Genomic DNA, 14,796 nt, shown 5'->3' with positions numbered 1-14,796 from the left:
AGCAATTGACGTCTTTGAACCTGTGAAAAAAGAAATTCTAAGTAGCCGAGCCATAATAATCTATTGACTACCAATGCCCTGAATATCTGTTGTATCTAGTAGCCAATAAACATTAGTCTAGGAAAATCAATTTTTATTTAGGTATATAATACGTCCATTGTCCATAACCCACTGCTTTATAATTTTCCTTTAGAATCCTGCCAAGCATCTTTTTTGACTTTACTATTCCGCACCACTCAAAAACCCCATTAGTAGTAATCCGAATCCCCGGAAACAAAATCACCAATTCCTTCACACACCGTAACACGGCAGCATCAATAATTTCATGGTGTCCGCATTTTTTACACACCAGATGGTTCCCATTCACGAAGGTAGAAAGGGAAAGACATAAATTACACATCATCCCTTTCTTCAGCCGTCCATATTCATATTGGGGCACCCGCATATGGGAGGAAAACGGCTTATGTAAGGAAATTAATTGGTTTGCTAGCCTCTCGTGAGTTTTATTTAATTTTGAAGGAATGGTATTCCATTTTTTGATTAGGCGTTTAACTTGAGAAGGGTGAGTAATCGGATAGTCAAGCGGTGCTTGCAGCAGAGTAAACTCGGGGTTAATGAAGACTAGGCGGGACTCAACTGGAAAATCAATTCGGAGCTTTTGGAGCAATTTGATAAACAATGATTCGCAGCGCATTAATTGAGGGTGTGGATCTTTTATGATATTTCCATTTAAAAGATAAATTTTTCCGGATTCAAAGTAATAGTCGCCTTCAAAATTTTTAACATCAACAAGGTAAATAACTCCTTGAAAAATAATAACCATATCAATTTGAAATTCATTGCCGTCTGCCTCAAGAAGCAATCCTTTTATAACTATACAGTCATTTTTCAGTCCTTCATCAACTAACTTGTCAAATTTCAATTCTCCCTGAAGGCCTTTTTCAAGCTTTAAGTAGTTCCATTTGTCTTGCTCGGAAAATTCCATTCTTGCATGTAACAAACGCGACATGATTAACTCCCGTGGTATGGGACGGGGCATAACTGACATAAACTCACATCCTAATAAAATTTTTTCAAATCTATTTTATAAAAAATATCCTTGGTTGTCTTTAAAATAATATCAATTTTAATTAAAAATTCCCAATTATTATTCAACTTCATATATAATAAAATTGATAAATTATGGGGGGGAAGACAGTGTCAACCAATTTTGTTACGGATAAGGTGAGAGTGAAGGAAGAAGGCCGCGTGGCAACAGTTGAAATGAATCGTCCTGAAAGCTTAAATGCATTGGATGTTGAAATGATCAAAGGGCTGGTTGCAATGTTGAAGGAAATCGGTGATTCTGACGAGATTGATATTGTGGTATTAACAGGGAGGGGCAAAGCTTTTTCCGCAGGTGGAGATATTAAAACTATGCTGTCAAACATGGATCCATCTGAATTTTATCCAGTCATGGACCTCATAAGTGAGCTGGTCATCACTCTTTACGGTCTTCCTAAATTAACTATTAGTGCTATCACCGGGGCTGCTGCAGGCTTAGGATTCAGCTTGGCATTGGCATCCGATTATATTATTGCTGAAAAAGACAGCAAGCTTGCGATGAATTTTATTGGCATTGGGTTAATTCCAGACGGGGGCTCTCATTTCTTTTTAGAAAAAAGATTAGGTGAGATGAAGGCAAAGCAACTCATTTGGGATGGTAAAATGATGAGTTCCGAGGAAGCGCTTACGGTTGGTTTGATTCAAGAAATTGCAGCTGGAGAACTTCAGGAAGCCGTACATAAAAAGGCAGCAGACTGGCTCAGCCGTCCGGTTCAGGCGATGATCAAGACGAAAAAGATTTTAGCGGAAAAGAACCGGCCGCAATTATTGAAAATTCTCGAACTGGAAAAACATGGGCAGCTAAAAATGCGTCAAACACAGGATCATCAGGAAGGAATCAAGGCATTTATTGAGAAACGAAAACCAATCTTTATTGGCAAATAATAAACTGAAAGCCGGTGCATCAAATTCAGGCACCGGCTTCATTTAAATTAAAAAAATTATTTTTTTTGACCAAGGTGCTTGCGCTTTTCTATCTATGGATGAAACAATAACAGCTTGCCGCTTGGTGATGTACAACGATGGGTTTTTTCTAGTAAATCCTTTTCCGATAACAACTTTTCCCCCTCAATTTTTGCAGCATCATCATTTTCCGCTTGAAAAGATTCATCCATTATTTTTTCTCCATTTGCTTCAAATGCCGTTAACTTATACGTTTTCATCATGCAATCTCCTTAATAAAAAGAATATTACCTTCATTTTTGCACAATTCCCTATATTTTGCAAAAGGAATATGCATCCCATAATATGGTATATTTGTAGGAGGAAGGAAAGGAGAGATAGGATTGGCATTAAAACTTGATCATGTTACAAAACGATTTGGAACATTTACGGCTGTAAATGACCTATCCCTTGAGATACCTGATAAAGAGATATTTGGTTTTTTAGGAGCAAATGGGGCAGGCAAAACTACAACCTTTAGAATGATTTTGGGACTGCTTGATCCAAGTATTGGAAAAATCAGCTGGGGGGAGATACCGCTTAATTATTCTACGAGCCATATGGTAGGATATCTTCCGGAAGAAAGGGGTTTATATCCAAAACTAAAAGTGCGAGATCAGATAGTCTATTTAGCAAGACTAAGAGGTATGCAAAAATCTGAAGCACTGCAGGAACTAAGATTTTGGCTTGAAAAATTTAATGTACCGGACTATGAGAATAAAAAAGTGGAAGAACTGTCAAAGGGGAATCAGCAGAAAATCCAATTTATTGCTGCAGTCATACATAAGCCCAAATTACTAATACTTGATGAACCTTTTAGCGGTCTTGATCCCGTAAATGTAGAACAATTGAAGGACGCTGTCATTGCTTTAAAAGAGAATGGTACAACGATTGTGTTTTCCAGTCATCAAATGCACCATGTAGAAGAATTATGTGAACATTTGTGTATCATGCATAAAGGAAAACCTGTTGTTCATGGATCATTAAAAGAAATTAAAAGGGCATTTGGAAAAAAGAATCTATTAATACATGCAGATTTCTCACTGGAATCATTGAAAGACTTCCCTGGAGTAGTAAAGGCAAAGCCAACGATGGAGGGAAGTCTATTACAAATAGAAAGTGAAATAGTGGCGGATAGCATTTTAAAGGAGATTGTCGGTAAAGGATTCATCCGAAAATTCACCTTGGAAGAACCTTCATTGAACGATATTTTTATCGAGAAAGTAGGGGCTTCATATGAATAATTTCTGGATCATCCTCATTCATACCTATCTAAATAAACTGAAAAGTAAATCGTTTATTATAACCACCATATTGACGGTTATCATTGTTCTAGGACTGACCAATATTAATAATATTATCAATATTTTTGATAAAAACGGCGGGAGTGAAACGGTTGCAGTTCTTGATGGAACGGGAAAGCTTTTTGAACCCTTTAAACAGCAGGTGGCTGTGATAAATAAGGATATCAAACTAACCCAGTACAAAGGCAATGAAAAAGAGGCAGAGCAGGCAGTAGAAAATGGAGACTTTGATGGCTTGATCCAATTGGACTTTAACTCAGAACAAATGCCAGAGGCCCTTTATAAGGCAATGAGCATCGCAGATTCGTCCCTATTTAACGACCTGCAGGCAGGACTTCAGCAGGTAAAGACTATGATGGCGGCTGCTAAACTAAATCTAACTCAGAACCAGCTTCAAAAGTTATACGAACCAGTTGGATTTGAGAAGGCTGCATTAGAGAAAAATGCAAAAACAGAAGAAGAGCTGAATCAAGCCAGGGGACTTGTCTATGTCTTGTTATTCGTCATTTATTTTAGTGTGATTATGTATGCGAATATGATTGCGATGGAAGTGGCGACAGAAAAATCTTCGAGGGTAATGGAAATCTTAATTTCGAGTGTTTCACCGATTAAGCAAATGTTTGCAAAAATACTTGGAATAGGCTTGCTAAGCTTATCCCAATTAGCCGTATTTTTAATTGTGGGCTACATTTCATTCAGCCGTAATATGGAATCATTATCAGATGGTTTCTGGGGTGAATTTGGATTTGGATCTATACCTGTTGCAACGATTTGTTATGCAGTAGTGTTTTTACTTTTGGGGTATTTCCTTTATGCCACCCTTGCCGCTTTTTTAGGGTCGCTTGTAAGCCGGATTGAGGATGTCCAGCAGATGATTACGCCGATGACCTTATTGGTCGTTGCAGGATTTATGATTGCTATGTTCGGACTTGGAAAGCCTGATGCAATGTTTATTACTGTAACCTCCTATATCCCATTCTTCACGCCGATGATTATGTTTTTAAGGGTTGGAATGTTAAGTATTCCTTTTTGGGAGGCGTTGACCGGGATTGCTATATTAGCTGGAACGATTATTGTGCTGGCCATTTTCGGCGCACGTGTATACCGCGGCGGCGTGTTAATGTACGGAAAATCCAACTCGTTTAAAGATATTAAAAAAGCCTTGCAATTAACAAAAAATGAATAGATTACAAAAACCTCTGCCTCCGGCGGAGGTTTTTGTATGAACCCCGCGGAGTAGCGCCTAGAAGGATCCCTGTAACGCCCGCGAACCGCTTGTGTCTACCTTCTAAAAGCTATTGCTTTTAGTCGTGCGATACCTATTGTCGAAGAATTCCTTGTGGAGCGAAAAATCAACATTTAAGTTTAATATAGCCTTTTAGTAAAAAATAAAAATATGGTTAGCCATATCACTAAGGAATTTTTGCTTTCAATATAGAACGTGCATTCGTATTTAAGACATGCTACAATATAGAAAAGTATCTATGAGAGGAAATTTTTATGAAAGAAATTTCGTTTATTCATGCTGCTGACTTGCATTTGGATAGTCCGATGGCAGGGCTTAAATTTTTACCTGAATCCATTTTTACAAGGATAAAAGAGAGCACTTTTACAGCCTTGAAAAAAATAACCAAGACAGCAATTGAACAAAAGGTGGATTTTGTCATTTTAGCAGGTGACTTATATGATGGTGAGGATCGCAGTTTAAAGGCCCAATCCCGCTTCAGGACGGAAATGATTAAGCTAAAGGAACAGGGTATCCCTGTTTACGTGATTCACGGTAATCATGATCATTTACATGGTTCCTGGGTTAATATTGAAATGCCGGAGAATGTCCATGAGTTTGGAAGTGAGGTAGAGACCAAAAAGTTACATACAGAAAGCGGAAATGACGTTCATCTTTATGGCTTCAGTTATCCGGAGCGGAATGTGTGGGAGAGGAAAATAGAGGATTATCGAAAAGAAGAAGGCGCTGATTTTCACATTGGCATACTTCACGGTAATGAGCATTCGGGTACTGAACACGACAATTATGCACCCTTTACAGTAAAAGAACTGCAGGAAAAAGGCTTTGATTATTGGGCATTAGGACATATCCATAAACGAACCATTCTATCAGAAAATCCGCCAATCATTTATCCAGGCAATATTCAAGGAAGAAATAGAAAGGAAACGGGCAGCAAAGGGTTTTATCATGTTCATTTAAGTGAAATAGAGTCAAACATAAGTTTTATTGAAACCTCTGATATTGTTTGGGAGGAAGTAGAAATTGATGCAGGTTCTCAGGAAACCTTTCATGAAATATTTCAATTATGCCAATCAGTAATGAATCAACTGCGTAAAGAAGGTAAAGGAACATTGCTGACTGTTCAGTTGAAAAATATTAAATTGAAGGATGAACGGGAATGGAACAGTCTGCATCAAGAGTTACAAGGGCTTTTGCAGGAAGATGAGCAAGAAGAGGACTCTTTTGTTTGGGTTGTCAAACTTGAAATTTTTGAAGCCAATAAGCTGAACAAAGACCAATTAAAAACAGAAACAGGTTTTTATTCAGAGCTTTTTCAAACAATTGAGCAATATGACCATCTAGACCGTGCCTTGGCCCCACTATATGAGCATTCTTTAGGAAGAAAATATGCGCCGCAGTTCACTAAAGAAGAGCAGCAGGAACTTATAAATCAGGCAGAAAGACTTTTGCTTAATCTGTTGAATAACTAAAGGAGGAATGGCTGTTTGAAAATCGTTGCTTTACACATTTATGGCTATGGTCAGCTAGCTGATGTTGTGATTGAGAATCTTTCTGACTTTCAGGTTTTTTACGGGGAAAATGAGGCTGGAAAATCAACTATCATGGCCTTTATCCATGGGATATTATTTGGTTTTCCTACCAAACAGCAAGCCGAGCTGAGATATGAGCCAAAACACCATTCCAAGTATGGCGGGAAAATCCGCATCTTTCATGAGGAAAAAGGCTATGCCTATGTGGAGCGGGTGAAGGGAAAGGCCGCGGGTGATGTTAAAGTCATGATGGACAATGGTACAATCGGCGGTGAAGAGCTTTTAAAAGAATTACTTGAGAATTTTGATAAGAGCATTTATCAGTCCGTCTTTTCTTTTAATTTACAAGGACTGCAAAATATCCATCAAATGAAGGGTGAAGAGCTGGGGAAATTCTTGTTTTCTGCCGGTACTTTAGGGACGGAACGATTGGTCAAAGCAGAAAATATTCTCCAAAAGGAGCTTGAATCCCGCTTTAAACCAAGCGGGAAAAAACCGGTTTTAAATGGGAAATTACAAGCAGTTCATGAGAAAAGTCAAGAATTAAAAAAGTCCGCTGCAAAAAGTAACAAATATGATGACTTAATTCGAAAAAGGGAAGACACCATTCGCAAAATTGAACAAATCACCGAAAGACTCGAGGACATTCAAAAAAGAAAAGAAAAATTAAGTGAATGGAATCGAATCGAAGCTATCGTTAAAGAGGAAAGGCAGATTAAAAAAGGTCTCTCTGACTTAGGTGAATTAGGGGACTTCCCAATCCGGGGAATCGAACGTTTGGAAAAATTAACAGAGTTTATTCAACCATGCCATGCTAAGCTAAAAAGCATTAACGGTAGAATAGAACAGGTAAAACAAGAGCTTGAATCGATAGCCCCGGATGAATCCTTTCTCAAGACTGAGCCGGAACTGGTACCATTATTAGATCAAGTTCCAATCTATGACCAATTATCGCTTGAAAAACAGCAATATGAAGCAAAACTATCAGGATATGAAGAAGAAATTACAGGAATAAAAGAAAAGCTTCACCTGCAGCTGAATGATGAAGATATTTTTTCGATTAATACCAATATTTATATGAAAAACCAGGTAGAAATTGTTTCGCAAAAAACAAAGAAACTGGCTGAAATAAAAGATGAGTTAGACAAACAGTATCAGGAAGAGAAGAATTTATTAGAGGAAATTGAAAAGGAAATCGGGCAGAATGACAAACTCTGTTTATCAAAACAGGAAAGATTTCGTCTTGAACAACAGGCTGCTTTTGGCAGTGACAAAAAGCGGTCAGAAGAGGAAATCAAAAATATAAGAGAAAAGATAGAATTTTGCCAGTCCTCTCTTGAAAAAGACAAGGCAGCAAATGGCAGACAAAGACTTCCATTTTTAATTATGGAATTTATTCTTGCAGGTCTTACTATATATGGAGCCATGACAAAACAATGGATTTTGTTATTTATTGGATTAGCCGGGATTGGTCTGTTATCTTATTTTATAATTCAAACTTCCAAACAGACTAAGGAAAAGGACATGGTCCAAACGCTTAAAATCTTAAAACAAAAAGAAATAGAGCTAATAGAAAAATTAAAGTCAGCAAAATCGGTGGATTTGTCAACAATTGAGGAACAATTGCAGCGAGATCAAGAGATTCAAGAGCAATTAAAATTATTAACCTTTAAATTGAATCAGCAGCAATCACAGTTTGATAAAGTCATAACCAAATTCGAAGAATGGGAGTATGAGACGGCTGAAAATCAGAAAAAGCTAAGCGCTTTAAGTGCAGAGTTACATATTCCGAAAGAAATGGCGGCTGTATTTTTGCTAGAAGCTTTCCAGTTTATTGAACAATATAAGTCCATAATCCGGGAAAGGCACAATTTGCTGAATAGGCTCAAAGAGGTTAATAACCGGCTGGAGAAAATTGCAGCAGGGATCAAGACGTTTTCTAGACAATATATAGCGGAAAATGGAACTAGCTTGCAGCAATCAGCCTATTTATTACGCTGAAAACCGAACAAGAAAAACGAATTAAATATCAGGAAAAACTGGTAATGCTGAACAACCTTGAGGCTGAAAGGAAGCAAAAGCATCAAGAACTTGAAGCTCTTCAAATCGAATATGACAAACTGCTAAATGCAGCAAATACCAAATCCGAACAGGAATACTATGAACTTGGGGAAATGACAGAGAAAAAGATAAAGCTTCAGTCACAGCTGGAGTCTATTCAGGGGCAGCTTCAATACTCCATCCTTTCTGAGCAAGAGCGGGAAAATTATTTGCAAACCCATTTTGATGATGGTGTTATGACTGAATTACATGAAGAATTACAGAATTTAAAGGCGAACATAAAAACACTTCAGGAAGAACAAGCCGAAATTAAATATGAGATTCAGATTCTTGAGGAAGGCGGGGGTTATTCTGAGCTTCTTCATCAATTCAAGCAAAAAAAATATGAATTGGATGAGGATGTAAAAGAATGGGCGGTTTATTCTATTGCTCAAGATATACTTATGAGTACAATTAATACTTATAAAAATGTTCATCTGCCAAGAATGCTCACTCAGGCCGATGAATTCTTAGCCTATCTTACAAACGGCAGATACACAAAAATTCACCTAAATCCGACAGGAACCGGATTTCTTGTGGAAAGCATGGACCATACATTTTTTGAAGCAAATGAACTTAGCCAGGCAACAACTGAACAGCTATATGTTTCTATAAGATTGGCATTGGCTGTAACACTTTATGAAAAATATCAGTTTCCGATCATTATTGATGATAGTTTTGTTAATTTTGATGCAGGAAGAACAGAAAAAGTCATTGAACTTTTAAAAACGCTTAAAGGAAATCAAGTCTTGTTCTTTACCTGCCATGCACACCTGCTCCCATTATTTGCGAAAGACAGGATTCTGCCGCTGGAAAAAGGTGCTGTCCAGATCATTTCATAGAATGAAAGCTTGATATGTTATACTCTTAATATGGGAAAGGGCGTGATAAGGTTGGCTAAAGGAATCGCATATCATGAAGTTGGGGAACAAATTGAATTATTCTTTTTAATAAAAAGTTCTACTAAGGGAATCGCCAGTAATGGCAAACCTTTTTTAACTCTTATCCTTCAGGATAAAAGCGGAGAAATTGAAGCAAAGCTTTGGGATGCAGGAGAAGAAGAAGAAAAGCTTTATGCAGCCCAGAATATTGTAAAAATCAATGGTGATGTTCAGACTATCGCGGGAAAAGTCAGTTGAAAATTAGGCAGATACGCAGATCAGGGCAAATGGATGGCGTCAAACTGGAAGACTTTCTTGAGACAGCACCACTTAGTCAAGAAGAGATGGTTAGTAAGTTAACACAGTATATATTTGAAATGAAGAATCCTAATATTCAAAGGATCACCCGCCATTTAATTAAGAAGTATCAAAAGGAATTTCTGGAGTTTCCAGCAGCGACTAAAAACCATCATGAGTTTGTTTCCGGCCTAGCTTTTCATGTAGTCAGCATGCTCGATTTGGCAAAGGCTATTGCTTCACTTTATCCAAGCCTTGATAAGGATTTGCTGTATGCGGGGATTATTTTGCATGACATGGGCAAGGTGATGGAGTTATCCGGTCCAATTTCAACGGTCTATACACTTGAAGGAAATTTGCTCGGACATATTACAATTATGATTAATGAAATTGGTAAAGCTGCAGAGGAATTAGGAATTACCGGGGAAGAGGTATTGATTCTTCAACATCTTGTACTAAGTCATCATGGGAAGGCAGAATGGGGAAGTCCAAAGCCTCCTCTAATAAAAGAAGCCGAAATTCTTCATTATATAGATAATTTAGATGCAAAAATGAATATGTTAGACCGGGCTTTAGAAAGAGTGAAGCCTGGTGAATTTTCAGAGCGGGTTTTTGCATTAGATAATCGTTCATTCTACAAACCAACATTTCATAAGTAGGGATAACCTTTTGGGTTGTCTCTATTTTTTTGGGCATATTTCTTTTTTTAAAAGCATATGATGGTAACAAAAATGTGGACAACCACTATAAGGGGGAAAAGAAATTGACGATTCCGATTTGGGTCTATGCAGTTGTGGTTGGTATTGTAATAAGTGCTTTGATGGCTATTAAAACGGGCAGGGATGAACGTAAGCTTGAAATGGAAAACATCGAGCGAGAAGGCGAAATCTATATGAAACGCCTGGAAAGAGAAAAAGAAGATCGTCAGGTAGTTAAAGCAACCGGTGAATAATACAAAACGGAAGCATCCCATTACAGGTGCTTCCGTTGTTTTTTGCCTAGTTATTTGCTGGAAGATGCCGCTGGTAATGCATCCTTCAGGTCTTTATCATTAATTTTTACATCTGCGTTCTTCATTTCCCGCTCCATAGCCTTACTGATATCATCATTGGTTAACTTGGAGGATTTTACTTCATATTCAATTTGGTCCTTCATTTTATCATAAGGTTTTTTCTCAGCTTTTTCAGTTACTTGAATAATATGGTATCCGAATTGTGTTTTTACTGGTTTGCTGATTTCATTTACTTTTAGGGCATAAGCAGCCTTAATAAAATCTTTATCATATTGAGCCGCATTTTGGTTATTGATAGTGCCTAAATCTCCGCCATTTTGGGCAGATGCTGTATCAGTTGATTCTTTTTTCGCCACATCTTCAAATTTCTTACCGGAATTTAGCTGTTTTATCACATCATTAGCTGTTTTTTCATCCTTTACTAGGATATGGCGGACCTTAATGTCAGGCTTATAATTATCATAATAGTCTTTTAAATCTTTGTCTGTCACTTTGATGTCTTTCATGGCAGCCTTTTCTTGAAGCATACCAAGTTTTAAAGTGCTTTTTAAATCTTCTTCGCTTTTATAGCCGTATTGAGCTAAAGCTGTTTCAAAATTAGTGCCAAGATCCTTTTTTAATTGTGCAACCTTTTCGTCTACATCTTTATCAGTTACTTTGTATTTCTTTGAAAGCACTTTTTCATAAACAAGCTGCTGCAGTGCTTGGTCGCCAACCTTTTCCTTCATTGCGTTATAAAGCTCTTCTTGTGTGACATCTCCTGCTTTAGTCTCCGCAATTTTTTCAGAACCGGATTGATTACATGCACTTAAGGCAAGTACCCCTCCAGCTAGAGATAAGGCTAATATCCACTTTTTCATATTTGAAATCTCTCCTACATAGTAAATTCTTATGGGCGGTTGTCCATATCCTTTACTATAACATAAATGGAAAGCACTGCAAAAAATAAACCATTCATTTGAAACTGTAAAAATGTTAAAAAAGTGTGAATGACTTTGGGAATTGTCCAGCACATGCAGCCTAGCCTCTCGAGGTCATAAGACAAGCCCTCCAAAAGGTTGAAGAGCAACCTTTCAGCCGGCTTGTCTTGTGCTTGTCGGGGCTGAACAAGTCGCTTATGCTTTTCTTATTAAAAATAAGGAAAGTGCCTAATCGAAATAGGGGGTAGATGAATAGAATATCGTAGAAAAGAAAAAGGAGGTTTTAAGATGACTGCTGGTGGTGGATATGGCGCAGGCTTTGCGTTAATCGTAGTTCTTTTCATCCTATTGATTATCGTGGGTGCTGCTTGGGTATGGTAATGTAAAAAGCGATGAGATTTCCTCATCGCTTGTATTTTTTTGAAATTTTATTATCTGGGGAATTAAGCTGAACTAGGTATATAAAATTTCTATGTACGAAGAGATCAGCAGAATGGTAATTAAAACATTAATGGTACGAAAAACCTTATGCTGGCGTTCTTCGGGTATTTCTTTTTGAATACATAGTGAGCTGGTCATTTTATTGACATAAAACAGAATAAAAATCGCAAATACAATAAAAATGGAGATCATCATGGATTCCCTCCTCATGACATGGTATCCTTTTTAAGATACCAAATATTAAGTAAAAAAGATAGTCAAAAAAAATAGAAGAATAGTAGTCATTTTTCCTTAAATGGGATAAATCATCTAAAATTAAGGTTACCCCTGATTGGATTTCATGAATAATGATACAATATGGGGGTAGAATGTTCGGGAAAGAGGGATATCGATGAATGAATATAAAGCCCTTTTGGAAAGGATTCACCTGCTTGAATTTCATCAAAAGCTATTAGTAAAAATGATTAAAAACCCGGATATGGATTTTTACCGAATCATTGTTGAACATGGTATATCCAAACAAGAGATGGAATCCTTTTTCAATCTATGTGATGAACTCAGCTTGAAATTGAAGAAACAAAAAGCGGAAGGATTTGTTCATTTCCATCCGCTTTTTGTTGAATTTGTTGCAGGATTACCACTTGAATTGGATATAAAAGAAATCGTTAAGGCATGTCTGGTGCAGAAACTTTATGTGCCTCTATTTCAAGAGTTCAATAAGTTTATATCATGATTAGGCAAGTTCCTGCTCTGATTCTTCCGGCTTTTGAAGCGTACCATCTTTTTCAACGAATCTTGTCTCTATGTTATTGAAGCAGCGTTCAAAGATTTCCATAAAATCGTCCCCATAGATATTGCGGACAATTGCCATCACTTCAATAATTTCAGGAAACTTACCATACAAATCTCTTAATGGCAATGCTCCAGAAAAGACAGAGTACTCGTTGGGTTTATAAGTTTCCATTAATTTCAGCAGGATATCCTCTCCCGCAGGGGTGAGCTGGATATAGGTATTACGTTTATCGTTTTCCTTTTTAGAAAATTTCAGCAGTCCCCTTTCTTCTAATTTTTTTGAAAAATTAAAAGCTGTAGAGACATGCATAACCCCGAATTTTGCTACATCCGATATGGAAGCTCCATTTAAATGGTATGCAATCCACAAAATATGATGCTCGTTAATATTTAGATCAAAAGGTTTAATCCATTGCTGCCAATCTTTTTCAATCGACTTCCATAAGGCCTTACTTAACTGCGCCATCCTCTGACTGAAAAGCATTGCTTCTTTCACCGAATATTGTTTCTCTGTCATCCCCATTTTTCACCTACTTTTTTAATTCTCTATTATCATTATGCCAATAAAATAAAAATTAATAAAGATATAAATTCACAAAATTTTTAGAAATTGTTATATTTTTTGCTCTTTTATCATTTTTGAGTAAATTTATTCTGCAAAACATTCATCTTTTTACCAGATTCATAGGAATGGACGGTAAAACATATAAATAATTACAGCATAACAGGATTTAAAATCCTGTCAGGGGGGGCAGCAAATGAAGATTCTAACCGGTTTGCTTTTTTTCTTATGTACGATTCTTTTTTTAGGATCTGGCAGATATCTATTAGCGCTTAAAAGACCAGGGGTATATCCGCCAAAGCAGGTGTTAAAAAACCGGGCAGTTGTGTGTGCCGGCGGCGGCGGAGTATTTCTGCTGCTCGCACTTATGTTTTCATATTTCTTCTAATAATCAAAATAATTAATTTAAGAAAAGAACCCTTAAAGGGTTCTTTTCTTAACAGCCCCGTATTATTTTTGAACCACGGAAGCTGATGATATTTTGGATCTTTTGAAAATGGTTTGTGCAATTGGAAATACAATAACCATTACAACAGCGTTAATGGCAATAGCTGGTAAAACTCCGGCAGCAAAAAGAACTGCAAAAGAGCTTGGCAAACCTACAATGAAATATGCTGCTGTCAAAAAGACCGTACCTGAAACAAGTGTTCCAACTGCAGTTAATACAGCAACACTAATAACGGAATTACGGTATTTGTTTAATGCTAAAAATAAACCGAAAAAGACTAGAGCTGTTATAGGTTTATCGATTATATTAGGAATTTGACCGCCAGGGAAGCCGGTAGTTAAACCAGATAATACACCAGTTACAATTGCCAGAAGCAAAACGCTTTTAATTTCTGGAATTAACACAATGCCTAGAAACATCATAGCCAGCATCATGTCTGGCTTAATTCCAAAGAAACTTGGCATAACCGTATGCAAAACAACCCCAATTCCTGCTAAAAGTGCTAAAATGACAAGATTTTTTGTATTCATAACTCATCTCTCCTCTGCTTTTCTAAAGCTTTTGTTTCTCCTGCAGTGCTCTATATGCCTGCAGCGAAAAACTTATACTCATTATAGCATATTAATATAATATTGATAAAGATAAAATTTTCAGAAAATATTTTTTTATAAATGTTTTGAAATGCCGGCAGCCATCTCAGATAACATTTGCTGAGTATAGTCATTTTGGTTGTTTTTCCACACTGCACCAAAGCCATCGCCCGTGCCATAACGCGGAATTAAATGAGCATGAAAGTGAAATACAGACTGACCCGCTTTTTCTCCATTATTATTAACAAGATTTAACCCAACAGGTTCAAATTCTGCTTTAAGAGCATTTGCAATTTTAGGTACAACCTCAAAAATATTCTTGGCGATTTCCGGTGTCAATTCATATAGATTTTCCTTATGTATCTTTGGAATTACCAATGTATGACCTTTTGTCACCTGGCTGATATCCATAAATGCAACAACATGTTCATTTTCAAATACTTTGTGAGAAGGAATTTCACCGTTAACAATTTTACAAAAAATACAATCACTCATTTTTTACACAGCCTTTCATTAAATTGTCCAGCGCATGCAGCCTGGCTCATTGAGGTAATAGGCCTACATCAGGAAGGTTAAAGAGCTAGCGGCTCTTTTGTTTGCTTGAGGCTGACAAGGCGCTTTTGCT

The 14,796-nt window shown here is 37.0% G+C and carries 17 protein-coding genes and 1 pseudogene; 11 read left to right on the top strand and 7 right to left on the bottom strand.

What is annotated here, in order from left to right:
• Positions 1 to 133: 133 nt before the first annotated feature.
• Positions 134 to 1,009, bottom strand: a complete 876-nt coding sequence (locus tag M3183_RS07395; RefSeq protein WP_251468084.1) for a nuclease-related domain-containing protein — start codon at positions 1,007 to 1,009, stop codon at positions 134 to 136.
• Between the two features lie 188 nt (positions 1,010 to 1,197).
• Here M3183_RS07395 and M3183_RS07390 point away from each other — a divergent pair, with 188 nt between their 5' ends.
• Positions 1,198 to 1,989, top strand: a complete 792-nt coding sequence (locus M3183_RS07390) for an enoyl-CoA hydratase (protein ID WP_251468082.1) — start codon at positions 1,198 to 1,200, stop codon at positions 1,987 to 1,989.
• A 92-nt stretch (positions 1,990 to 2,081) separates the two neighbouring features.
• On the opposite strand, the gene M3183_RS07385 is transcribed toward M3183_RS07390, so the two are convergent.
• The gene (locus M3183_RS07385) at positions 2,082 to 2,267 is read right to left on the bottom strand and encodes a YhzD family protein (RefSeq protein ID WP_251468080.1); all 186 of its coding nucleotides are present in this window, start codon (positions 2,265 to 2,267) and stop codon (positions 2,082 to 2,084) included.
• 123 nt (positions 2,268 to 2,390) lie between these two features.
• On the opposite strand from M3183_RS07385, the gene M3183_RS07380 reads away from it, so the two are divergent.
• The 7 genes and pseudogenes from M3183_RS07380 (at position 2,391) to M3183_RS07350 (ending at position 10,358) form a co-directional block, all read left to right on the top strand.
• The gene (locus M3183_RS07380) at positions 2,391 to 3,290 is read left to right on the top strand and encodes an ABC transporter ATP-binding protein (RefSeq protein WP_251468078.1); all 900 of its coding nucleotides are present in this window, start codon (positions 2,391 to 2,393) and stop codon (positions 3,288 to 3,290) included.
• The gene (locus tag M3183_RS07375) at positions 3,283 to 4,536 is read left to right on the top strand and encodes an ABC transporter permease (protein ID WP_251468077.1); all 1,254 of its coding nucleotides are present in this window, start codon (positions 3,283 to 3,285) and stop codon (positions 4,534 to 4,536) included. The genes M3183_RS07380 and M3183_RS07375 overlap by 8 nt, the downstream gene beginning before the upstream one ends.
• Positions 4,537 to 4,850: 314 nt before the next feature.
• Complete coding sequence (locus tag M3183_RS07370) at positions 4,851 to 6,068, top strand: metallophosphoesterase family protein (RefSeq protein WP_251468075.1); 1,218 nt, start codon at positions 4,851 to 4,853, stop codon at positions 6,066 to 6,068.
• Positions 6,069 to 6,083: 15 nt separating this feature from the next.
• Positions 6,084 to 8,129 carry an AAA family ATPase gene (locus M3183_RS07365; protein WP_251468073.1) on the top strand — a complete coding sequence of 682 codons (2,046 nt, stop codon included), beginning with the start codon at positions 6,084 to 6,086 and terminating at the stop codon, positions 8,127 to 8,129.
• Positions 8,130 to 8,173: 44 nt separating this feature from the next.
• Positions 8,174 to 9,070: an ATP-binding protein gene (locus M3183_RS07360; RefSeq protein WP_251468071.1), complete on the top strand. Its 897-nt coding sequence runs from the start codon at positions 8,174 to 8,176 to the stop codon at positions 9,068 to 9,070.
• A gap of 51 nt (positions 9,071 to 9,121) precedes the next feature.
• Positions 9,122 to 10,065, top strand: a pseudogene (gene yhaM / locus M3183_RS07355) (3'-5' exoribonuclease YhaM).
• Between the two features lie 104 nt (positions 10,066 to 10,169).
• Positions 10,170 to 10,358, top strand: a complete 189-nt coding sequence (locus M3183_RS07350) for a sporulation YhaL family protein (RefSeq protein WP_251468069.1) — start codon at positions 10,170 to 10,172, stop codon at positions 10,356 to 10,358.
• A 50-nt stretch (positions 10,359 to 10,408) separates the two neighbouring features.
• Here M3183_RS07350 and M3183_RS07345 read toward each other — a convergent pair whose 3' ends face one another.
• A complete protein-coding gene (locus M3183_RS07345) occupies positions 10,409 to 11,278 on the bottom strand; it encodes a peptidylprolyl isomerase (protein ID WP_251468067.1) in 870 nt (289 codons plus the stop codon).
• A 348-nt stretch (positions 11,279 to 11,626) separates the two neighbouring features.
• Here M3183_RS07345 and M3183_RS07340 point away from each other — a divergent pair, with 348 nt between their 5' ends.
• Positions 11,627 to 11,719 (top strand): YjcZ family sporulation protein, encoded by a 93-nt coding sequence (locus tag M3183_RS07340; protein ID WP_251468065.1) that lies wholly within the window; start codon positions 11,627 to 11,629, stop codon positions 11,717 to 11,719.
• Between the two features lie 72 nt (positions 11,720 to 11,791).
• Here M3183_RS07340 and M3183_RS07335 read toward each other — a convergent pair whose 3' ends face one another.
• On the bottom strand, positions 11,792 to 11,971 hold the full coding sequence (locus M3183_RS07335; protein WP_251468210.1) for a hypothetical protein: 180 nt from the start codon (positions 11,969 to 11,971) through the stop codon (positions 11,792 to 11,794).
• A 199-nt stretch (positions 11,972 to 12,170) separates the two neighbouring features.
• On the opposite strand from M3183_RS07335, the gene M3183_RS07330 reads away from it, so the two are divergent.
• Positions 12,171 to 12,512, top strand: a complete 342-nt coding sequence (locus M3183_RS07330; protein WP_251468063.1) for a DUF1878 family protein — start codon at positions 12,171 to 12,173, stop codon at positions 12,510 to 12,512.
• Here the strand turns inward: M3183_RS07330 and M3183_RS07325 are convergent, their stop codons facing one another.
• Positions 12,513 to 13,088 carry an HTH-type transcriptional regulator Hpr gene (locus M3183_RS07325; RefSeq protein ID WP_251468061.1) on the bottom strand — a complete coding sequence of 192 codons (576 nt, stop codon included), beginning with the start codon at positions 13,086 to 13,088 and terminating at the stop codon, positions 12,513 to 12,515.
• Positions 13,089 to 13,329: 241 nt separating this feature from the next.
• Here M3183_RS07325 and M3183_RS07320 point away from each other — a divergent pair, with 241 nt between their 5' ends.
• Positions 13,330 to 13,521 carry a hypothetical protein gene (locus M3183_RS07320; protein WP_251468059.1) on the top strand — a complete coding sequence of 64 codons (192 nt, stop codon included), beginning with the start codon at positions 13,330 to 13,332 and terminating at the stop codon, positions 13,519 to 13,521.
• A 62-nt stretch (positions 13,522 to 13,583) separates the two neighbouring features.
• Here the strand turns inward: M3183_RS07320 and M3183_RS07315 are convergent, their stop codons facing one another.
• Both M3183_RS07315 and M3183_RS07310 read right to left on the bottom strand, forming a co-directional pair.
• A complete protein-coding gene (locus M3183_RS07315) occupies positions 13,584 to 14,111 on the bottom strand; it encodes a tryptophan transporter (protein ID WP_251468057.1) in 528 nt (175 codons plus the stop codon).
• A gap of 135 nt (positions 14,112 to 14,246) precedes the next feature.
• Positions 14,247 to 14,666, bottom strand: a complete 420-nt coding sequence (locus tag M3183_RS07310) for an HIT family protein (RefSeq protein ID WP_251468055.1) — start codon at positions 14,664 to 14,666, stop codon at positions 14,247 to 14,249.
• Positions 14,667 to 14,796 lie beyond the last annotated feature (130 nt).

Origin of the sequence: Neobacillus mesonae (assembly GCF_023715155.1) — a bacterium.
In the GTDB taxonomy this organism is placed as follows: Bacteria; Bacillota; Bacilli; order Bacillales; family Cytobacillaceae; genus Neobacillus; species Neobacillus mesonae_A.
Note: the sequence above shows the minus strand (reverse complement) of the source record. Positions and strands in the feature narration are given on the sequence as shown.